The organism is Nocardia sp. NPDC049190 (assembly GCF_040648115.1).
Lineage (GTDB): Bacteria > Actinomycetota > Actinomycetes > Mycobacteriales > Mycobacteriaceae > Nocardia.
Window position 1 is genome coordinate 189,006 of sequence record NZ_JBEZDE010000004.1, and the last position, 20,513, is coordinate 209,518.

Below are 20,513 nucleotides of genomic sequence, written 5' to 3' on the forward strand. Positions count from 1 at the left end.
GCCTTGTGGGTGGCAAACCGTGTGGGGTGGGAGGGTTCCTGGTGGGGGGTCGTGTAGGCAGTGCGGGCTGCGCAGGTGGTCGCGTCGTTCGTGGCGGTCGGTGGCTGCACGAGGAGGGGATTCGAGGTGTCCGAAGGGCGTATGGAGGGGGAGGCGGTAGGTGGTGGAGGCTTCGAGCGAGGGTGGTCGGGGTTGTCTGGATCAGCTGGTCTCGTCGGTCGCATGCCGGCGGGGTGTGCGGGGTGAGGGGAGAGGGAGGGCTGGCGGGGGTCTACCATCCTCTGTAGTAGTAGCCGCGCTGTACCGGGTCGGAGCGGGTGCTGGGGCGGACGAAGGTCCGGTACCGGCGCATCCTTACCCTCCGGTAGGGGCGCGCTGCTGGTCTATGCCGGATGCGATGCACAGCGTGCGAGGAGAGACAGTGCGGATTGGGCAACAGCCGGGTGGTGATGGCGCACACGGCTCCTCCGCGACGACGCTGACGGACCGGTTCACCGGGCCGGGCCTACCGTCCCGACTGATCCGCCGGATGTTGGCGTACATCGCGCTGACCAAGCCCCGCGTGATCGAACTGCTGCTGGTCGCCACCATCCCGACCATGCTGCTGGCCGAGCGGGGCACGGTCGACATCCGGTTGATCCTGGCCACGCTGTTCGGCGGCTGGATGGGCGCGGCCAGCGCGAACACACTGAACTGTGTAGCCGACGCGGACATCGACAAGGTCATGAAGCGCACCGCCAAGCGGCCGCTGGCCAGGGACGCGGTGCCGACCAGAAATGCCTTCGTGTTCGGCGTGGTGCTGGGTGTCGGCTCGTTCGGCTGGCTGTGGTGGCAGGCCAACCTGCTCAGCGGCCTGCTCGTCGTCGCGACGATCCTGTTCTACGTCTTCGTGTACACGCTCGGCCTCAAGCGCCGTACTTCCCAGAATGTGGTGTGGGGCGGTGCGGCGGGCTGCATGCCCGCTCTGGTCGGCTGGTCGGCGGTCACCGGAGGCATCGGGTGGCCGGCCATCGCACTGTTCGGCGTCATCTTCTTCTGGACGCCACCGCATACTTGGGCGCTGGCCATGCGCTACAAGGAGGATTACCGCGCGGCGGGCGTGCCGATGTTGCCCGTGGTCGCCACCGAGAAGGCGGTCACCAAGCAGATCGTCGTGTACACCTGGCTGACCGTGCTCACCACGCTGGCCCTCGTCCCCGCGACCGGTGCGGTGTACGCGGCCGTCGCGCTGGTGGCCGGGGCGTGGTTCCTGCTCATGGCCCACCAGCTGTACGCCGGTGTACGGCGCGGTGAATCGGTGAAGCCGCTGCGGCTGTTCCTGCAGTCGAACAATTATCTGGCCGTGGTGTTCTGCGGCCTCGCGGTGGACTCGGTGCTCGGCTGGGACACCATCGGCAGCGTCTTCAGCTGATCGCGCCGAGATAGCCGTCCGGTCGCACGAGCACCTGGGCCCCCGCGGTCGCGGCGTAGGCGGCGTACGCGTGCCCGTCCACGTCTACCACGTGCGGCCCTGCCACCTGTGTTCCCGGACGGGCCACCGTATACGCGCGGATCCCCGGTGCCGCCACGGCGGTTACGCCGAATGAGAGCAGCGTCGCGTGTCGTCCTCGGAACAGGTCGAACAGTCGAACCGGCCGTCCCGCTTCGTCTTCCAGCGGTGCGTCCGGCGCACGATCTCCCACGGCCGGCGTTCCGGGTGCGGCGGGATCGCGGTAACTGATGTCCAACTGCCGGGTTTCCGGTCCGCGCTGCATCGCGTCTTCGTCACCGTCGACGAGCTTGTCCAGCAAGTCGGAGCTCAGCCCCAGCACCCGGGCGGCAACCGCCCTGCGCTCGGATTCGTAGCTGTCCAGCAAGGTATCGTCGCCGGCGAGGGCGGCGGCCGGTTTCCAGCCGAGGTTGTAGCCGTCCTGGATGCCCGTGTTCATTTCTTGGCCGCCGGTGGGCGGATGCACGTGCGCGGCGTCACCGGCGAGGAAGACGGGTCCGTCCCGGAATCGTCGCGCGAGACGGACATTCGGCCGCCACACCGTGACCCAGGTGAGGTCGGTGAGGGTGATGTCATCGCGTCCGGAATAGTGGTTCAGGTAGTTCTGCAGCAGTTCGAGGCTCGGCTGCGTCTCGCCTGTGAACGGCGCGGCGAACTGGAAATGATGTCCGCCGGGCAACGGGGACAATGCGATCCCCGCCATCGGCCGGTCCGGGGCGGCGAACCAGTAGCCGAACTCGTGGTCGAGCGCATCGGCTCGTACGTCGCCGAGCAACATCCGGATCGACTCGTCGGTGCTGCCTTCGAAGGGGATGCCCAGCATGGTGCGTACGGTGCTTTTGCCGCCGTCGGCGCCGATCAGATAGGTGGCGCGCACAGTCTCGCCCGCGCCAGCTAGCTCCAGCATCGCGGTGACGCCGCTGTCGTCCTGGTCGAAGTCGACGAGTGTGGTGTCGAGTTCGACCTGCACGCCGAACTCGGCGAGCCGATCACGCAGGATGCGCTCGGTTCCGGACTGGCCGAGCACCCACGGGTTCGGGTACGGGATGGTGGGCGTGGGCTCGATCGGCTCCCACATTCTGCGCGTGGTGACGAACGTGCCGTCGAGGTGAACTCGCATCTGCGGCGTCGGCATTCCGGCGGCGTGCACCGCGTCGAGCACACCCAGGTCGTCGAATACCTCCAGAGTTCGTGGCTGGATGCCGTCACCCCGGGAACTCGCGAAGAATTCTGCGGCCTTGTCGATGATTCGCACCGGGATGTTTCGGCGGGCGAGATCGAGAGCGAGGGTGAGGCCGGTGGGACCGGCTTCGCCGACCTGGGGCTACGCCTGCCCAGTACGCCCGATGCCAGCTTGGCGATGATGTTTCTGCTCACGCAGAGTCTGCTGACAGCGGTCGAGGACGGCACCGTCGACCTGACCGACGAACAGGCGGTGGACGGCCTGACCCGGTTCGTCTACCGCGGGCTCACCGGGCGAGATTTCTGAGCGGTAGTGGGAAATCCCCCGAATCACCCACCGCCGTACTTCCGGCCCGGCTCAGGGAAGAAGAACGATGGAACCCGTGGTCTTGCGGCCTTCCAGGTCGCGATGCGCTTGCTCGGCACGGGCGAGCGGGTAGGTCGCGCCGATCCGGATGTTCAGTGTGCCGTCGGCAATCGCCGCGAGCACATCGCCCGCGCGCCACGTGAGTTCGGCGCGGTCGCGGATGTAGTGCGCGAGGGTCGGGCGCGTAATGAAGAGTGAACCGGCCAGACCGAGACGTTGCGGGTCGAATGGCGGTACCGGGCCACTGGCGCCGCCGAACAGTGCGAGCATGCCGCGTACGCGCAACGAGGCGAGACTGGATTCGAAGGTCGCGGCGCCGACGCCGTCGTAGACCGCGGCCACACCGACGCCGTCGGTGAGCTTGCGCACCTGCTCGGCGAGATGCTCGCCGTAACGCAGTACCTCGGCGGCGCCTGCCGCTCGGGACAGCGCCTCCTTGTCGTCCGAGGACACCGTGGTGATCACCCGGACGCCGCGCGCGGTGAGGAGCTGGGTCAGGATCAGCCCGACACCGCCTGCCCCCGCGTGCACCAGCACGGTTTCCCCTGGCGCCGGTTTGTAGATCGACTCGATGAGATAGTGCGCGGTCATTCCTTGCAGCAGCGCCGACGCGGCCACCGGCGGATCGACGCCGTCCGGCACCGCGAGCGCGTCCTGGGCGTTGACCGCCACCTTCTGTGCGTAACTTCCCGGCGCGGCCGCCCACGCGACCCGGTCACCGACCGCGAACTCGGTCACATTCGCGCCGATCTCGGTGACCACGCCGGTGCCTTCGGCGCCCGGGATGTAGGGGACGTCCTGCGGGTAGCGTCCGCTGCGGATGTAGGTATCAATGAAGTTGATGCCGATCGCCTGCGAATCGACCAGCAGCTGATCGGGCCCGATCTGCGCATCGGGTACCTCCACGTATTTCAGGACCTCTGGACCACCGTGTTCGGAAACCTGAATAGCGTGCATGAAATACAGTTCTACACCCAAAGAGGCGGGCCGCTTCCTACCGGTCGGTAAACTGCCTGCCATGAGTGTTCGAACCGCCACCGCCCCAACGAGACTGTCGGCGTCCCTCATCGACTCGGTCAAGGGTTTCGTCGCCGACCACGGCAAATCGGCGACGGCGGTACTTCAGCCACTCGGGCGCGTCGGCGTCCGGGTCACCCTGGTGGGCGCCGACGGGATCCTGGGTGACCGTGTTGTCGCCGACTTGGACACTGCCGAAGAACTGGTCGCCGTCGTCGACGGACTTACCGAGGCCGATGAGTGGGATCGCGAGCTCGTCTCGATCGTCACCCCGCGTCAGGGGCACTGGGCCAAGATGGCGGGATGGGTCGCCCGGCAAACCCGTTTCCCCACCGCACGCAACGAGAACTCCAGCCGTGCGTAGTCGGATTACTCGGCTGTCTTGCCGAGTCGCCGCGGTCTTGGTCGCCGGGGGGACCGCCCTTGTCGAAGTAGCGATTCCGGCGGTTGCGCAGCCGGACAACGGTGTGGCGACAGTGGTGCGTGCCTGTACACCTGGGGACTATCCCCCGTACTCGATCGGTGACGGTGCCGGTGGCTACCGCGGCGTCGATATCGAACTTGCTCGCGGATTCGCCGCCGCACTCGGTCGTCCGATCGAATTCGTGCCCGTGACCTGGGCGACGTTGAAGACGGATTTTGTCGAGCGAAACTGCGATATCGCGGTTGGTGGCATCTCCGACCAGGCGTCGCGTCATGCCTTCGCCGATTTCTCGATCACCTACGGGACCGATGGCAAGGCTCCGATCACCCGCCGCTCGAACGGTGCTGCCTACTCGTCCATCGAGGAGATAAACCGTCCCGGCGTACGGGTGATCGCGAATCGTGGTGGGACGAACGAGGAATTCGCGCGCACGAACTTCCCGCAAGCGCAGCTCACGTTGTGGCCCGACAATCTGACCATCTTCGGTGAGATCGAACAGGGCCGCGCCGATGTGTTCGTCACCGACGCGGTCGAGGGCCGCTATCGAGTTCGTCAGCACCCGGACCTGCAGGTACTGCACCCGGAGACGCCCTACGACTCGTTCGGCAAAGTGCTGTTGGTTCGAAAGAACGATCTGGTTGTGGCCACCGCGCTCAACGCCTACTTGGCGACCCAACTTGCCACCGGTTCGGTGGACCGGCTGTTCGACCAGTGGATCGGGCCGACCGCGTCCGCCGGCTGAGCGTGTTTCGGGGCCGTCGGCGGTGTGAGTTCGCCGCGGTCCGACGCCGATGTCCGCACCGGCCCGAAATGCCTGTGCGACTTCGCTCGCCATGCGCTCCGGCTCGGCTCCGGCCGGCACCTCTATGGCTGACCAGCGTCCGTACGCCGATGGAATCTCGAAATTCGTCGTGATGCCAAGTGTTCGGCTCCGCGACGTCAGTTGTCGCCGGAATGATTTCGCAGACGGTCGACGCCCCAGTACACCAGCCCTCCGGCGATGCTCAGGTAGAGGACACCCGCTGCGATCACCATGATTCCGTAATCGATTGCCCAGCTCGGGATTCTGACGATCGACAACAGCGCGGCGACCATCATCACAAGGCCGAGACCGACCGAGATCGGCGCGAGTGGCGCGAGTTCGGCGTCATGATCGGAGGGGGATAGATGCTCGCTCATGCTGATTGGTCCTGTTCGGGGTTTCACGGTTCGCGGCAGACGACTACCGGGCACGGCGCATGGTGTAGCAGGTTCTGGCTGGTCGAGCCCACCAGAAGTCCCGTAAGGCGGTTGTGCCCCCGGCTGCCGGTCAGCACGGCCTGCGCCCGCTCGGCGTACTCGAGCAATGCCCGCGCGGGCGGGCTCTTCTGGACGACCTTGGTTACGGTGACGTCCGGGTACTTCTCGCTCCATCCGGCTACGCGCTCGGACAGCAGTTCCTGTTCCTGCTCGGCCAGCGTGGCCCAGGCGTCGGGCACCGGTGTCCATTGCAGCAGGTCGGGATCGTTCCAGGCGTGCAGCGCGAGCACACCGACGCCGAGTACCGACGCCAACTCGAATGCCTCGCCGACTGCGGCCGAACTACCGGGGCTTCCGTCGACGCCGACCAGGACGGGCCGGTGGTCCGGCAGCGGGCGATCGGTCTTTCCACGCCACACGGTCACCGGACAGGTCGCCTTGTTCGCGACCATGAGCGCGGTGGACCCGAGCAAGAGTGTGCTGAGCCGGTCACCGAGGTCGGCGGCTACCACGATCATGCGCGCGGTGACACTGTGCTCGATCAGGATGCGGGCGGGAATGCCGTCCTCGACGACCTGATGGACCTCGACCAGCGGGTGATCGCGGTGCACGGCCGCGCATGCCTGTTCGACTTTGTGCTTCGCCGCGGTCCGAAGTTCAGGAAGCATCAGAGTGGTCTCCGCCAGCGCCGTGGCGGTCAGCGGACGGTCGAACGAGGGAGCGACGCCGAGTAGCACCAGTGGAACGCGCTCTCGGTCTGCCAGGGTTGCTGCCCATCGCGCGGCGGCCAGGGCGGTGGCGGTGCCGTTGATTCCGACGACGATTGCCTGGTGGTCCGCTCGGGTGCTCATCTGGTCTCCGGTTGATCGCTTCGACTGTGTCCTCCACATTCGCAGGCGGATCGGGCGGACAACGGGGTCGCTGGGCACCGATGGCAGGGACCTAAGGCCTCATCCTCCGCACCCTATCGGGCAAATCGGGCGATGGCCCGGAGGATCGCAGTGCGCATGGCAGGGCTGCCGGTATGCCCGGAATCCTCGATGACCTGCAGTTCTGCGTCGGGCCATGCCTCGGCCAGCTGCCACGCGGTGTACAGCGGGCCACTCAGGTCGAGCCTGCCGTGGATCAGCACACCGGGGACGCCCGCCAGCCGGTGCGCGTCGCGCAACAACTGCCCGTCCGCCAGCTACGCGGCGTTGGCGAAGTAATGCGTGCAGATCCGCACGAAGGCCAGTCGGTCAGCGTCCGGTTTGGCGCTGTATTGACCTGTGCTGCCGAGGTTTTCGTGCGCGATGACGGCGTCCTCCCAGGCGCACCACCGCTCTGTCGCCAGCTCGCGGGTCGCCGGGTCGGGACTTTCGAGCAGGCGGCGATAGGCTTCGACGAGATCGCCGTCGCGGTCGGCCGCGGAAACGCCGTCGCGGAAGGCTTCCCATTGTTCGGGCAGCAGGCGCGCGACGCCGCGATAGAGCCAGTCGATCTCTTCGGGTCTGGTCATCGTCACGCTGACGAGTACGATCTCGCTGACCCGTTCCGGGTGGCGTTCGGCGTAGGCGAGGATGAGCGTAGCGCCCCAGGAACCGCCGTAGAGCAGCCATCGGTCGATCCCGAGGTGCTCACGGAGCCGTTCCATGTCAGCGAGCAGATGGTCGGTGGTGTTGTGCGCCATGTCGACCTGGGGGTCCGCGGCGTGCGGCAGGCTTTCCCCGCAGCCGCGTTGATCGAACAGGATGATCCGGTAGGCCGCCGGGTCGAACGACCTTCGCGCGCCGCGCTTTCCTCCGCCGCCGGGACCGCCGTGTACGACCAGGGCTGGTTTGCCCTGCGGGTTGCCGCTCGTCTCCCAGTAGATCCGCTGGTCGTCGCCGACGTCGAGTAGCCCATGAGCATACGGCTTCGACAGCGGGAAAGGGTTCCGGGGCTTCCGATTTCGGATCAGGCGTCAGCACGACCGGCTACCGTACCCGGGCCGGTCGGTCAGGCCGCGTGTGTCGCGGGATCCATCGCCGGCGCGCCGACCCGTTCCCTGGTACGCAGCGCGGCCCACAGCGCCGCGGTCCCCGCGGTGCAGGCCGCGGCGCCGCCGACGTGCAGGACGACCAGGGCCGCCGGGACATCGGTGAAGTACTGCACTACGCCGATCAGCGCTTGCGAACAGACGAGTGCGAGCAGCACGAACAGGCGGGTGCGCACGGCCGGCGCGCTGCCGACGGCGAACAGGCCGAAGGCCAAGCCGACGAGCAACGCGAGATACCCGACCAGCAGTTGCGAGTGCAGGTGCACCAACGTGACGATCTCGACCTGCAACCGTTCGACGGGACGGTCGATGCTCTTGTCGCCCGCGTGCGGCCCCGCCGCGGTCACCAGGGTGCCCGCGATCAGCACGGCGCTGAGCGCGACACCGCTGATTCCGGTGAGCCAGCGTAGCGGCGCGGGCGCCTGCACGGTGTCGATGCCGTCGTCGGGTTCGTCGATCTTCGCGTACAGCACCGTGGCGAGCCAGACCATGACCATGGACGCGAGCAGGTGCGTCGCGACCGTCCACCACAGCAGGCCGGTGCGCACCGTGACGCCGCCGATGATCGCCTGCACCACCGTGCCGCCGGGCATCAACCACGCGTACACGAGCACCTCGCGGCGGCGCCGCGCGCGGGTCACCGCGAGCACCACCAGTGCGGCGCACAGTGTGACAGCGAAGGTGAGCAGTCGGTTGGAGAACTCGACTGCTTGGTGGATGGCGGGAACCTCGGAGACCGCGACCGGGGTGAAACTGCCCGGGAAACACTGAGGCCAGGTCGGGCAGCCGAGTCCGGACGCGGTGACCCGGACCACGGCGCCGGTGACCGAGATGCCCGCCTGGGAGAGCAGGACCGCGACCGCGATCAGGCGCTGCACCCGCAGTGAGGGCAGCGGCAGCGTGTCGACGAGTCGCAGGAATGCGCGATACAGCACGTCGAAAATGGTAGCCGGGACCGATTCGGTGGACGCACCCGGTTTACTACATTCCGTCGTTGGTCGGGTCAGTGGAAGCGGAACAGGCGGGTCGCGAGCGCGCCGGAGACCACGCCCCACAGCGCGAGTACGACCAGTCCGAACCAATCGACGCCGGTGCGCATCGCGTCCTCCAGCGATACCGCCAGTGCGCCCGAGGGCGCCAGCCGGGCCAGTACGGTCACTGCGGTCGGCAAGTCGTCGGCGGCGAACACGATGCTGGCAATGCCCAGCATGACGAACCAGAGGATGTTCGCCAGCGCGAGGACGACCTCCGCTTTGAGGGTTCCGCCGAGCAGGAGTCCCATCGCCGCGAAGGTGGCGGTGCCGAGCGCGATCACGACGGCGCCCAGTAGCAGCCCGGCTGGGTCCGGTCGCCAGCCGAGCGCGAAGCCGATCATGCCGAGCAGTATCGCTTGCAGCACGACGACAATGAGCACCGCCGCGCTCTTGCCGGCGATGACGCCCCAGCGGGGCAGCGCGGTGGCGCCGAGCCGCTTGAGCGCCCCGTAGCGGCGGTCGAAGCCGACCGCGATGGCCTGGCCGGTGAACGCGGTGGACATGACGGCGACCATCATCACCGCGGGCACGATCTTGTACACCCGGTCCGCGCCGAGGTCGCCGAACGGCAGCAAACTCAGGCCGACCAGCAGCGTGATCGGGATCAACATGGTCAGCAGCAGTTGTTCCCCGTTGCGGAGCAACAGGATCAGCTCCAGCCGGGTCTGCGCGATCATCATCGCCGAACGCGAGCTGGACCGTGGGGCGGGAGTGAACGTCCCCGGGGCGAACCGGTTGTCGGTCGGATCGTGTCGGTTCATCCGCGCAGATCCCGTCCGGTCAGTTCCAGGAAGACGTCTTCGAGGCGACGCTGATCGATCCGGATGTCGGTGGCCAGCACGTCCATTCGCGCGCACCACGCGGTGACCGTCGCGAGTACCTGCGGGTCGATTTCGCCCTCCACCAGATACGTGCCGGGGGTCGTCTCCCTGGGCGCGAACCCTTCCGGCAGAGCCGCTTTCAACAGTTCGAGATTCAACTTCGGTGGGGCGCTGAATCGGAGCTGCCCGGCCGCACCGTGCGCGGTGACCTCGGCGGGGGTGCCGGAGGCGACGATGCGACCGTGATCAATGATCACCAGTTGGTCGGCCAGCTGCTCGGCCTCGTCCATCACGTGCGTGGTGAGCACGACCGCCACTCCGTCCCGGCGCAGGGCGTCGATCAGCTCCCACACCATCAGCCTGGCCTGGGCGTCCAGCCCCGCGGTCGGCTCGTCCAAAAACACGATCTCCGGCTTGCCCACCAGCGCGCAGGCCAGCGCGAGCCGCTGCTGCTGGCCACCGGACAGGCGGCGGTAGGGGGTGCGGCGGTTGTCCTGCAGGCCGAGTGTGTGCAGCAGCCATTCGGGGTCGAGGGGATCGGCGGAATAGGCGGCCACCAAGTCGAGCATTTCGCCGGCCCGTGCACCCGGGTACGCACCGCCGCCCTGCAGCATCACGCCGATGCGGGGGCGCAGTCGTTCGGAATCGGCCACCGGGTCCAGGCCGAGTACTCGCACCGAACCAGCATCCGGCGCGGCGAATCCCTCACATATCTCCACGGTGGTGGTCTTACCCGCGCCGTTCGGGCCGAGTAATGCGAGCACCTGCGCCGGCTCGACCTCGAAAGTCAGACTATCCACCGCCGTGGTCTCGCCGTAACGCTTGATCACGCCCTCGACACTGACGGCGGGTCCGGAGGAAACGGTCACGATGTCACACCGTAAGAGGTGGGCACCTGTGACGGAGCCGACGCCCCCATCTGCCCCCGCCAGGGCAGCGTGTGGCGAGTGACCACGATGAACAGCACCCCGACGGTCACGGTGGCGATCGCGGCGCCGACGATCTGGAAGACCTCGAGGTCGGCGCCGCGCGGCATCAGGATCACGCTGACGATCGCCGAGAACGCCACTGCCGGAACGCGGAATACCGGTCGGGTCGCCCATGCGGCCAGCGGGACGATCGCCCACAGCAGATACCAGGGCTGCACCACCGGGAACAGCAGCACGATGGCGCCGAGCGCCACGCCCAGCGCGCCGACCGGATGCAGCCGCCCGGTGCAGGTGGCGACCAACATGCGCACGGTGAAGAAGCCGGCGACCACGGCCGCGATCGGCCGGGTGATACTCAGCAGTGCGGTGGTGTGGTCGCCGAGACCGAGTAGTACTCCGCCGAACCCGGTGATGATGCCGAGCACCGTCGGCAACGACATCCAGCTGCGCACGACGCTCGCGGTGTTCAGCGTGTATATCCACCCGAACCCGAGGCCGCTCACCGAACTGATGAAAAGAGTCGTGCCGATGGCGATCGCGCCGAGTATGGCTGCCGCGATCGCGACTGAACTCAGCGATGCGCCCCAGCGTCTGGCCAGGGCCATGCCGACGAAGCCGAGCACGATGATCGAGGTGAACTTGATCGAGGAAGACAGCGTGATGATGACCGCTCCGCTGATCAGCCAGGCGTAGGCGCGTCCGTCGAAGGGGTGGGTGTCCTCGACCGCCCGCAGGCAGAATTCCAGGCCGGCCAGCATCAAGCCCAGCATCAGCGCGTCATTGTGCACACCGCCGACCAGGTGGAACAGCACCAGCGGGTTGGCCGCGCCGAGCCACAGCGCGCTCACCGGTGCGACGCCGCAGCGCACCGACAGTCGCGGCAGCGCCCAGACGATCAGCGCGACCCCGCCCAGTGCCAGTATTCGGTGTACCCACACGCCCGCGATGATGTTGTCGCCGGTGAGTTCGGCGATGCCGCGGCCGATCCAGAGGAACAGGGGGCCGTAGGGCGCCGGGGTGTCGCGCCAGATGGTCGGGACGTTGTTGGTCAGAACATTGTCGATCCCGAGTCCCGCGACCGGACCTTCCTGATAGGGGTCGATGCCGCGTGCGGCGATCTCGCTCTGTGCCAGATAGGAATACACATCGTTGCTGAACAGCGGCGGCGCCACGCTGAGCGGGATGAGCCACAGCAGTAGCGTGCGATCCAGTTGCGAGCGGGTCAGCCGGTGAACAGGGGAGCCGCCGATTCCGCCGACCGCGAACCGACCCAGCAGCAGCCACGCCAGGACGACGATGACAGTGCCGGTCATGCACATGGCCAGCGAGCCGGTGTGCGCGCGGGCGAAGATGCCGAGAATTCGGACACCCGAGGTCGGATTCTGGTGTACCGGCTGCGCGCCGATGCCGAGTGCGCTGATCGCCATGAGCACTGTGCCGGTCGCGCCCATCAGGCGGATTCGGTCGAGCTGGACCAGTTCGTTGTGGTCGAGGCCGGGCACCTCCGACTCGTCCCGGTGCAGTACCGCGATCGTGTGGTCGGCCGTGGGCACGTCCAGTCCGAGTGCCCGGCGCCCGAACGCCAGTGTGCTGCGCCGCGCGCCCTCCAGTACCGCCACGAGACGAAGCCTAATGGGCCCGGCGGTACGGAGCCCGTTCGAAGCCCCGCATCGGGCCGAACGACCGTGCGGCAGCTCTGCGGTCGGCGGTGGCCGTCCCCCGACCGGAAAGGCGCGAGGCTGGTACCGACCGGGAGCGCCCGGGCTCCGGGCGCAATCGACACAGGGTCGACGTCGGCGCAGCGGAACTCGACGTTCGAAAGCGGGGACAGCACGCGCTCGAGCGCCTTTCTCGAGACCTGCCGGTCGATGAATCCGCGCGACACCCGTCGGTTCGTGACCGCCCGATAGACAGCCTTGAAGGCGCGACTCCCTTCGTTACCTGATGGTCGGCGTCACCGGGCTCCCAAGGGTGTTGTGGCCGCGGTGCGGTAGAACTCGGCTGCGGTGACGGTGGCGGGGACGGCGAGTTCGGTGGCGACCGCTGTGATGGCGGTGTCTGCGACAGTGAGGTCGGCCTGGCCGTCGGTCGTGAAGAACGGTGCGATGAACCTGTTGTAGTGGCTTCGGACCTCGGCCGCGGTGTGTCGGCCGAGGAAGGTCTGGATGTGCCGCACCGTGGTGTCGGGATCGTGGTGGATCACCTGCAGGGCGCGCCGGTGAGCGCGCACGACCGCCTGGACCCCGGGGTCGTCCGGCTGGACGTGGGTGGGGTCGACGGCCACGCCCACGGTGGGGATCTGGAAGTGGTCGCCGACCCAGGCCAGCACCTGCCAGCCGTGCTCGGCGGCCAGTGCCTCCGGTGCCACGGTGCTCCCGATGAAGGCAGCGTCGATCGTGCCGTCGTGCAGTCGACGTAAATCCATGCCGTAATCGCCGGGCGCCCGGACGACGCAATCGACGTCCTGGTCCGGGTCGAGGCCGGCGGTGCGCAGCACGATGCGAGCGAAGCACCCGGGCGCGGTGTGTGGGGCGTGTACCGCGAGCCGTCGTCCGGCCAGATCGGTCAGGGAACGCAGGCCGGGGCGGGCGAGGAACCAGAACAGTGGGCGCTGGGTGTTGACGGTGAGCGCTACCCAGGGGATATCGCTGGTCAGCCGGGACAGCAGTGCCCGGCCGAGCCCGATGGTGGCGCCGCGGCGTAGCCGCTGCTCGTCCCAGGCGCAGCCGTCGCGCAGTGCGACGTGGACACCTTCGTCGGTGTAATAGTCCTCCTGGTCGGCGATGTAGGCGATCAGTTCCTCGTGCAGGCCCCGCCCGACGTAGGCGAGATCGATGGTGTGCATGACCGTCTCCCTCTCTGATATCGCTCAGTACATGGCCATTCCGCCGTTGACCGCGGCGGTGGTGCCGGTCATGAAGGCGTTGTCCTCGCCGGCGTAGAAGGCGACCACCTGAGCGACGTCGGCCGGTCGTGCCAGGCGGCCCAGCGGTGTGGCGGCCACCTGCCGCTGCGTCTGCTCCGCGTCGAGCACGTGCGACATCTTGGTCTCGGCGACCGGGCCCGGTTCGACGACGTTGACGGTGATGCCCGCAGGGCCCAGCTCCTGGGCCAGGTAGCGGGCGAACTGCGTGAGCGCGGCCTTGGCCGTACCCAGCGCGATCATCCCGGCCCGAGGCTGGCGGCTCAGGCCGGTGCCGAGATAGATCAACCGTCCCCAGCCCTGGTCGGTCATGGCGGGCAGAACGGCCTTGGTGACAACGAACGCCGCGCGGATTTCGTCGTTCAGCTTGCCGCCCAGTTCCGCCCAGACCATCTCCTGGAACGGTTTGATCGCGTACGGGGTGAGCGCGTTGTGCACGAGCACGTCGACCCCGCTCCACTCGGCCGCGACGTGTTCGATCATCGTGTCGACCGCGGTTGGCTCGCGCACGTCTGCCTGTACGGCCATGGCCTGGCCGCCGGTGGCTTCGATATGGGCCACAACTTCCTCGGCTGCCTGGGCGCTGTGCAGGTAATTGACCACCACTCGCATCCCGCGCGCGGCAAGCGGGCGTGCGGTGGCCGCGCCGATTCCGCTGCTGGCCCCGGTCACCAATGCCACCCTGCCGGTTGCCTCACTCATGAGTCCGACTCCTTGTCACTGCCGGGGCAGATTGCCCAGTAGGCACTGTGTTCACGGTCGCGCGGAAGCAGCATCGGATACCAGGGGGCGGGCCGTCGCCGCCATCGGCATGACCGTAGGCGACCACGTTCTCCCAGCTGTCGCGGTGAACGTCGTGGTCCGTCGATTTCGCGGATCAGCCGTCCCCGCCAGCGGACCACACCGGCTGCCGGACCTTCGACCAGGTTCTACAAGACGCAAAGTTTGGAAGCGGATCCGGCGGCGAACTGGTGACAACGCCGAGGACGCCGGTGCGGCCATCCCGGACCTGAGGGCGCAACCACCAATCCACACCCATCGCCCGCACCCACAGAGTGCCGAGTTCGACGAACAACGCCCCTGCCCGCAGGTACATCACCATCGTACGGTCGCGTCCACCCCGCCACCGAGCAGTTGACGAACAAACCGCCCAGCTGTGTGAGCGGCATCGGGTCAGGTCGAGTGTGACGCATCGCACTGCGATCCGTTTCATGCCGCGCTGAGGTCGCGTGGCATGCGGTGATCAGCCGGTGAAGGAGCGGTCGCCCGCCGAGCCGTTCGGGATCGGGTGACATATCCGCAGGTCAGGGCCCGGGAGATCGGTCCGATTTACCGGAAAGTGCGCGAATCGGCGTGCGGGCCGCTGCGCTGTGTGGTCTCGGAGCGCCACCGTCTCTCCGTACCGCGCTGATCCGCGCAGGTCACCCTGCCCCGAAGTCAGGTCACCCTTATTAGATTTCGGGAAATAATTCCGCCACACTGATGTTGTGAAAACCGTGGGTTTGCGGAGAGGCGACGGAGGGGCTGGTCGAAAGGCCGGTACCTGGTCGGTCGCCGCGCCCGCGACGGTCGGCGCTGAGGGGCATACCCGCGCCGCCATCGTCCAACTGCTCTTGGAGGAAGGGCCGATCACGGCGACCGCTATCGGGAGCAAGCTCGGCCTGGCTCCGGCGGGCGTGCGTAGGCACCTGGACGCGCTGATCGACACCGGTCAGGCGCGGGCCAGCCGATCGGCGCCGTGGCAACAGAAGGGACGTGGCCGCCCGGCCAAGCAGTATCAGCTCACCGCCGCGGGACGGGGCACGCTGGGCCACGCCTACGACGACTTGGCGGGCGCCGCCATCCGGCAACTCGGGGAAATCGGCGGCGAGAAAGCCATCACCGAGTTCGCGCGCAAACGAGCCCGCACGATCGTGGCCGGGATCGAACCTGTCGGGCAGCACACCGCTGATTCGCAGAACACCGCGCATACCGAGGCCAAGGCCGAGGAGATCGCCGAGGCGTTCACCGAAGCGGGTTTCGCCGCCACCACCCGCAAGGTGGGCGCGGGCGTACAGATCTGTCAGCACCACTGTCCGGTCTCGCATGTCGCCGAGGAATTCCCGCAACTGTGCGCGGCCGAACTCGAAGCGTTCCGCGAGCTACTCGGAACCCACGTCCAGCGGCTGGCCACAATAGCCAACGGCGACTGCGCCTGTACTACGCATGTGCCGCTGCTGAGCTTGCCGATCGCCCAGAACAACACGTCAACACAAACCGCTGCACAGCCCGCAGCGGTACGAACGAACGACTCCGGAAGGAGCGCCGAATGACGACGACCACCGACCAGGTGCAACCGCTCACCCAGGAAGAGACCATCGCGTCGCTGGGTAACTACGGTTACGGTTGGGCCGACTCGGATGTGGCCGGCGCCAGCGCGCAACGAGGTCTGTCCGAGGCGGTTGTCCGTGACATCTCGGCGAAGAAGAACGAACCGGTATGGATGCTGGAGCAGCGCCTGAAGGCGCTGCGCATCTTCGATCGCAAGCCCATGCCGCACTGGGGTTCGAACCTCGACGGCATCGACTTCGACAACATCAAGTACTTCGTACGCTCGACCGAGAAGCAGGCCGCGTCCTGGGACGAGCTACCCGAGGACATCAAGAACACCTACGACAAGCTGGGCATCCCGGAGGCGGAGAAGCAGCGCCTGGTCGCCGGTGTCGCCGCGCAGTACGAGTCCGAGGTCGTCTACCACCAGATCCGCGAGGACCTGGAGGCGCAGGGCGTGATCTTCCTGGACACCGACACCGGTCTCAAGCAGCACCCGGAGATCTTTCAGCAGTACTTCGGCTCGGTGATCCCCGCGGGTGACAACAAGTTCTCCGCGCTGAATACCGCCGTGTGGTCGGGCGGGTCGTTCATCTATGTGCCGCCGGGCGTGCACGTCGACATCCCGCTTCAGGCCTACTTCCGGATCAACACCGAGAACATGGGCCAGTTCGAGCGGACCCTGATCATCGTCGACGAGGGCGCCTACGTGCACTACGTCGAGGGCTGCACCGCGCCGATCTACAAGTCGGATTCGCTGCACTCCGCGGTGGTCGAGATCATCGTGAAGAAGGGTGGCCGTTGCCGCTACACGACCATCCAGAACTGGTCGAACAACGTCTACAACCTGGTCACCAAGCGGGCCAAGGCAGAGGCGGGCGCGACCATGGAGTGGATCGACGGCAACATCGGTTCCAAGGTCACCATGAAGTACCCCGCGGTCTGGATGACCGGCGAGTACGCCAAGGGCGAGGTGCTCTCTGTCGCGTTCGCCGGTGAGGGACAGCACCAGGACACCGGCGCGAAGATGCTGCACCTGGCGCCGCACACCTCCTCGACCATCGTGTCGAAGTCGGTGGCGCGCGGCGGCGGTCGCGCCTCCTACCGCGGCCTGGTCCAGGTGAACAAGGGTGCGCACGGTTCCAAGTCGACCGTGAAGTGCGACGCGTTGCTCGTGGACACGATCAGCCGCTCGGACACCTACCCCTACGTCGACATCCGCGAGGACGACGTGACCATGGGACATGAGGCGACCGTCTCGAAGGTCTCCGAGGACCAGCTTTTCTACTTGATGAGTCGCGGCCTCACCGAGGACGAGGCGATGGCGATGGTGGTGCGCGGCTTCGTCGAGCCGATCGCCAAGGAACTGCCGATGGAATACGCGTTGGAACTGAATCGGCTCATCGAGCTGCAGATGGAAGGGGCCGTTGGCTGATGGCGACTGGTGTGATGGCAGCGGTCGAGGGCGAGAACCCGACGCCGAAGCCCGTGCAGAACCCCGGTGCCGGCGCCGCGACCAACAAGGGTGAGGTCTTCACCTCATACGATGTGGACGCTTTCGAAGTGCCCTCCGCGCATGACGAGGCGTGGCGCTTCACGCCGCTGCGCCGCCTACGCGGCCTGCACGACGGCACCGCGGTGCCCGATGGCCGGGCGACCGTCGAGGTCGGTCCGGCGGCCGGTGTGCACGTGGAGACCGTCGACCGGAGCGACGCCCGGGTCGGCGCGGCGGGCGTGCCCGCGGATCGGGTTGCCGCCCAGGCTTATTCGGGCTTCGATTCGGCCACCATCGTGTCGGTCGGTGCGGAGACCGAGGTCGCGGCGCCGATCGTCATCACGGTCACCGGGCCCGGTGCGGGGAAGACCGCCTTCGGTCACCTGCAGATCAGGCTGGACAACTTCGCGGTCGCGACCGTCGTGATCGACCAGCGGGGCAGCGGAACCTACGCCGAGAATGTGGAATTCGTACTGGGTGACAGCGCCAAGCTGACGGTGGTCGCGGTCCAGGACTGGGCCGACGACGCGGTGCACGCCACCGCGCACCACGGCAAGCTGGGCCGTGACGCCACGCTTCGGCACGTGGCGGTCACCCTCGGTGGCGATCTGGTGCGCCTGACCGCCACCGTGCGCTACGACGGCCCCGGCGGCGACGCCGAGCTGCTCGGCCTCTACTTCGCCGACGCCGGCCAGCACTTCGAGCAGCGTCTGCTCGTCGACCACGCGGTCCCGAACTGCAAGTCGAACGTCCTGTACAAGGGTGCGCTGCAAGGCGATCCGCAGTCGCCGAAGGGTGATGCCCGCACCGTGTGGGTCGGCGACGTGCTGATCCGGGCCGCCGCCGAAGGCACCGACACCTTCGAGGTGAACCGCAACCTGGTGCTCACCGACGGCGCACGCGCCGATTCGGTGCCGAATCTGGAGATCGAGACCGGCGAGATCGTCGGTGCCGGACACGCAAGCGCAACCGGGCGTTTCGACGACGAGCAGCTGTTCTATCTGCGCGCCCGCGGTATTCCGGAGGACGTCGCCCGCCGTCTGGTGGTGCGCGGATTCTTCCACGAACTCATCCAGAAGATCGCGGTGCCCGAGATCCGGGAGCGGCTGGAGTCGGCCATCGAAGCCGAGCTCGCCGCGATCGGCGTCTGAACCCGAACCACCCACCCTGCAAAGGAATTCGAAACGCGATGACCATCCTGGAAATCAAAGATCTGCACGCGGAGGTCGCCAACCCGGACGAGTCCGGTGCGCCCATCAAGATCCTGAATGGTGTGAACCTCACCGTGAAATCCGGTGAGACGCACGCCATCATGGGCCCGAACGGTTCCGGCAAATCGACCCTGTCGTATGCCATCGCCGGACACCCGAAGTACACGGTGACCCAGGGGTCGATCACCCTCGACGGTGAGGACGTCCTGGCGATGTCCGTCGACGAGCGAGCGCGGGCCGGTCTCTTCCTGGCGATGCAGTACCCGGTCGAGGTCCCCGGTGTATCGATGTCGAACTTCCTGCGCACCGCCGCGACCGCGGTGCGCGGCGAGGCCCCCAAACTGCGGACCTGGGTCAAGGAGGTGAAGGAGTCGATGAGCGAGTTGGAGATCGACGCCGCCTTCGCCGACCGCAGCGTGAACGAGGGATTCTCCGGCGGCGAGAAGAAGCGCCACGAGATCCTGCAGCTGAGCTTGCTCGAGCCGAAGATCGCCATCCTGGACGAGACCGATTCCGGCCTGGACGTCGATGCGCTGCGCATCGTCTCGGAGGGAGTCAACCGCTACAAGGAGCGCGAGAACGGCGGCGTGCTGCTGATTACGCACTACACCCGCATTCTGCGCTACATCCAGCCGCAGTTCGTGCACGTCTTCGTCGGCGGCCGCATCGTCGCCGAGGGCGGTGCCGAACTCGCCGAAGAACTCGACGCCAACGGCTACGTCCGCTTCACGCACAACTCACCCACCCCGTCGGCTTCGCCGACTGCCGTTCCCCAGTCCGCTACCGCTGGAGCCTGACATGACCGCTACGGTCCGCACTCTCGACGTCGCCCGGATCCGGGCCGACTTCCCGATCCTGAGCCGCACGGTTCGGGACGGGAAGCCGTTGGTGTATCTGGATTCCGGCGCGACTTCGCAGCGGCCCGTCGCAGTACTCGACGCCGAACGGGACTTCCTGACCACGCACAATTCGGCGGTGCACCGCGGTGCGCACCAACTGGCCGAAGAGGCCACCGATGCCTACGAGAACGCCAGGGCCACCATCGCCCGATTCGTCGGTGTCGACGCGGGCGAGATAGTGTTCACCAAGAACGCGACAGAATCGCTGAACCTGGTGACCTACGCGTTCGCCGACGACCGGTTCCCGTACCACCTAGGTCCCGGCGACGAGATCGTGATCACCGAGTTGGAGCACCACGCGAATCTCGTTCCGTGGCAGGAACTCGCGCGCCGGACCGGTGCCACACTGAGGTGGTACGGCGTTACCGAAGACGGCCGAATCGATCTCGATTCGCTCGAATTATCTTCCGCCACCAAGGTTGTCGCGTTCGCTCACCAGTCGAACGTCACCGGTGCGGTCGCGCCGGTCGCCGAATTGGTGCGCCGAGCACACGCTGTCGGTGCGCTCACCGTGCTCGACGCCTGCCAGTCGGTGCCACACATGCCGGTGGACTTCCGGGAACTCGGCGTGGACTTCGCCGCCTTCTCCGGGCACAAAATGCTCGGGCCCTCGGGCGTGGGCGTGCTGTACGGCCGCCGTGCGGTGCTGGAGGAGACCCCGCCGTTCATTACCGGCGGCTCGATGATCGAGACGGTCACCATGGAACTCACCACCTACGCTCCGCCGCCGCAGCGGTTCGAGGCGGGTGTGCCGATGACCTCACAGGTGGTCGGATTGGGCGCAGCGGTGCGGTATCTGGAGGCGATCGGCATGGATGCCGTCGCGGCGCACGAGCACACCCTCGTGAGTGCCGCGCTGGACGGGCTCGGCGCGATCGACGGAGTGCGCATCATCGGTCCGACCGACAATCTCGACCGTGGTGGCGCGGTGTCCTTCGTGGTCGACGGCATCCACGCACACGATGTCGGGCAGATCCTGGACGACGAAGGAGTGGCCATCCGGGTCGGGCATCACTGTGCCTGGCCACTGCATCGGCGTTTCGGCATCGCGGCCACCGCACGCGCCTCGTTTGCGGTGTACAACACCGTGGACGAGGTGGATGCGCTGGTTGCCGCGGTGCGGAAGGCTCAGAGCTTCTTCGGAGTTGCATAAGTC

General features: G+C 67.2%; 19 protein-coding genes and 1 pseudogene. 9 read left to right on the forward strand and 11 right to left on the reverse strand.

Going from position 1 to position 20,513, the window contains the following annotated elements; all coding sequences use genetic code 11:
* Positions 1-421: 421 nt before the first annotated feature.
* Positions 422-1,411: a heme o synthase gene (locus tag AB0B25_RS06215; protein ID WP_357175487.1), complete on the forward strand. Its 990-nt coding sequence runs from the start codon at positions 422-424 to the stop codon at positions 1,409-1,411.
* Here AB0B25_RS06215 and AB0B25_RS06220 read toward each other — a convergent pair.
* Complete coding sequence (locus tag AB0B25_RS06220) at positions 1,404-2,744, reverse strand: FAD-dependent monooxygenase (RefSeq protein ID WP_357175490.1); 1,341 nt, start codon at positions 2,742-2,744, stop codon at positions 1,404-1,406. The two genes, AB0B25_RS06215 and AB0B25_RS06220, sit on opposite strands and share 8 nt — an antisense overlap.
* A 99-nt stretch (positions 2,745-2,843) precedes the next feature.
* On the opposite strand from AB0B25_RS06220, the gene AB0B25_RS06225 reads away from it, so the two are divergent.
* Complete coding sequence (locus AB0B25_RS06225; protein WP_357175492.1) at positions 2,844-2,978, forward strand: hypothetical protein; 135 nt, start codon at positions 2,844-2,846, stop codon at positions 2,976-2,978.
* A 51-nt stretch (positions 2,979-3,029) separates the two neighbouring features.
* Here the strand turns inward: AB0B25_RS06225 and AB0B25_RS06230 are convergent, their stop codons facing one another.
* Positions 3,030-3,995 carry a quinone oxidoreductase gene (locus AB0B25_RS06230; RefSeq protein ID WP_357175767.1) on the reverse strand — a complete coding sequence of 322 codons (966 nt, stop codon included), beginning with the start codon at positions 3,993-3,995 and terminating at the stop codon, positions 3,030-3,032.
* Between the two features lie 61 nt (positions 3,996-4,056).
* Here AB0B25_RS06230 and AB0B25_RS06235 point away from each other — a divergent pair, with 61 nt between their 5' ends.
* Both AB0B25_RS06235 and AB0B25_RS06240 read left to right on the forward strand, forming a co-directional pair.
* A complete protein-coding gene (locus tag AB0B25_RS06235; RefSeq protein ID WP_357175495.1) occupies positions 4,057-4,419 on the forward strand; it encodes a hypothetical protein in 363 nt (120 codons plus the stop codon).
* On the forward strand, positions 4,412-5,221 hold the full coding sequence (locus tag AB0B25_RS06240) for a transporter substrate-binding domain-containing protein (protein WP_357175498.1): 810 nt from the start codon (positions 4,412-4,414) through the stop codon (positions 5,219-5,221). The genes AB0B25_RS06235 and AB0B25_RS06240 overlap by 8 nt, the downstream gene beginning before the upstream one ends.
* Before the next feature lie 197 nt (positions 5,222-5,418).
* Here AB0B25_RS06240 and AB0B25_RS06245 read toward each other — a convergent pair whose 3' ends face one another.
* From AB0B25_RS06245 to AB0B25_RS06285, 9 genes and pseudogenes are all read right to left on the reverse strand, one after another.
* Positions 5,419-5,658: a hypothetical protein gene (locus AB0B25_RS06245; protein ID WP_357175501.1), complete on the reverse strand. Its 240-nt coding sequence runs from the start codon at positions 5,656-5,658 to the stop codon at positions 5,419-5,421.
* Between the two features lie 23 nt (positions 5,659-5,681).
* A complete protein-coding gene (locus AB0B25_RS06250; protein WP_357175504.1) occupies positions 5,682-6,569 on the reverse strand; it encodes a universal stress protein in 888 nt (295 codons plus the stop codon).
* Positions 6,570-6,682: 113 nt separating this feature from the next.
* Positions 6,683-7,654: pseudogene (gene pip / locus AB0B25_RS06255) on the reverse strand (prolyl aminopeptidase).
* A gap of 41 nt (positions 7,655-7,695) precedes the next feature.
* Positions 7,696-8,670: a heme A synthase gene (locus AB0B25_RS06260; RefSeq protein WP_357175506.1), complete on the reverse strand. Its 975-nt coding sequence runs from the start codon at positions 8,668-8,670 to the stop codon at positions 7,696-7,698.
* Between the two features lie 68 nt (positions 8,671-8,738).
* On the reverse strand, positions 8,739-9,530 hold the full coding sequence (locus tag AB0B25_RS06265) for an ABC transporter permease (protein WP_357175509.1): 792 nt from the start codon (positions 9,528-9,530) through the stop codon (positions 8,739-8,741).
* Positions 9,527-10,459, reverse strand: coding sequence for an ABC transporter ATP-binding protein (locus AB0B25_RS06270; RefSeq protein WP_357175512.1), 933 nt, complete (start codon positions 10,457-10,459; stop codon positions 9,527-9,529). Before AB0B25_RS06270 ends, AB0B25_RS06265 begins: the two co-directional genes overlap by 4 nt.
* On the reverse strand, positions 10,456-12,138 hold the full coding sequence (gene mptB / locus AB0B25_RS06275) for a polyprenol phosphomannose-dependent alpha 1,6 mannosyltransferase MptB (protein WP_357175515.1): 1,683 nt from the start codon (positions 12,136-12,138) through the stop codon (positions 10,456-10,458). The genes AB0B25_RS06270 and mptB overlap by 4 nt, the downstream gene beginning before the upstream one ends.
* A gap of 335 nt (positions 12,139-12,473) precedes the next feature.
* Positions 12,474-13,364 (reverse strand): ABC transporter substrate-binding protein, encoded by an 891-nt coding sequence (locus AB0B25_RS06280; RefSeq protein ID WP_357175518.1) that lies wholly within the window; start codon positions 13,362-13,364, stop codon positions 12,474-12,476.
* A gap of 24 nt (positions 13,365-13,388) precedes the next feature.
* A complete protein-coding gene (locus tag AB0B25_RS06285; RefSeq protein WP_357175521.1) occupies positions 13,389-14,144 on the reverse strand; it encodes an SDR family oxidoreductase in 756 nt (251 codons plus the stop codon).
* A gap of 794 nt (positions 14,145-14,938) precedes the next feature.
* On the opposite strand from AB0B25_RS06285, the gene AB0B25_RS06290 reads away from it, so the two are divergent.
* The 5 genes from AB0B25_RS06290 to AB0B25_RS06310 are packed head-to-tail and all read left to right on the forward strand — an operon-like array spanning position 14,939 to position 20,510.
* Positions 14,939-15,754, forward strand: a complete 816-nt coding sequence (locus tag AB0B25_RS06290; protein WP_357175769.1) for a metalloregulator ArsR/SmtB family transcription factor — start codon at positions 14,939-14,941, stop codon at positions 15,752-15,754.
* Positions 15,751-17,187 (forward strand): Fe-S cluster assembly protein SufB, encoded by a 1,437-nt coding sequence (gene sufB, locus AB0B25_RS06295; protein ID WP_357175524.1) that lies wholly within the window; start codon positions 15,751-15,753, stop codon positions 17,185-17,187. The genes AB0B25_RS06290 and sufB overlap by 4 nt, the downstream gene beginning before the upstream one ends.
* Positions 17,187-18,398: a Fe-S cluster assembly protein SufD gene (gene sufD, locus AB0B25_RS06300; RefSeq protein WP_357175527.1), complete on the forward strand. Its 1,212-nt coding sequence runs from the start codon at positions 17,187-17,189 to the stop codon at positions 18,396-18,398. Before sufB ends, sufD begins: the two co-directional genes overlap by 1 nt.
* Positions 18,399-18,436: 38 nt before the next feature.
* Positions 18,437-19,255: a Fe-S cluster assembly ATPase SufC gene (sufC, locus tag AB0B25_RS06305; protein ID WP_357175530.1), complete on the forward strand. Its 819-nt coding sequence runs from the start codon at positions 18,437-18,439 to the stop codon at positions 19,253-19,255.
* Between the two features lies 1 nt (position 19,256).
* Positions 19,257-20,510: a cysteine desulfurase gene (locus AB0B25_RS06310; RefSeq protein ID WP_357175532.1), complete on the forward strand. Its 1,254-nt coding sequence runs from the start codon at positions 19,257-19,259 to the stop codon at positions 20,508-20,510.
* Positions 20,511-20,513 lie beyond the last annotated feature (3 nt).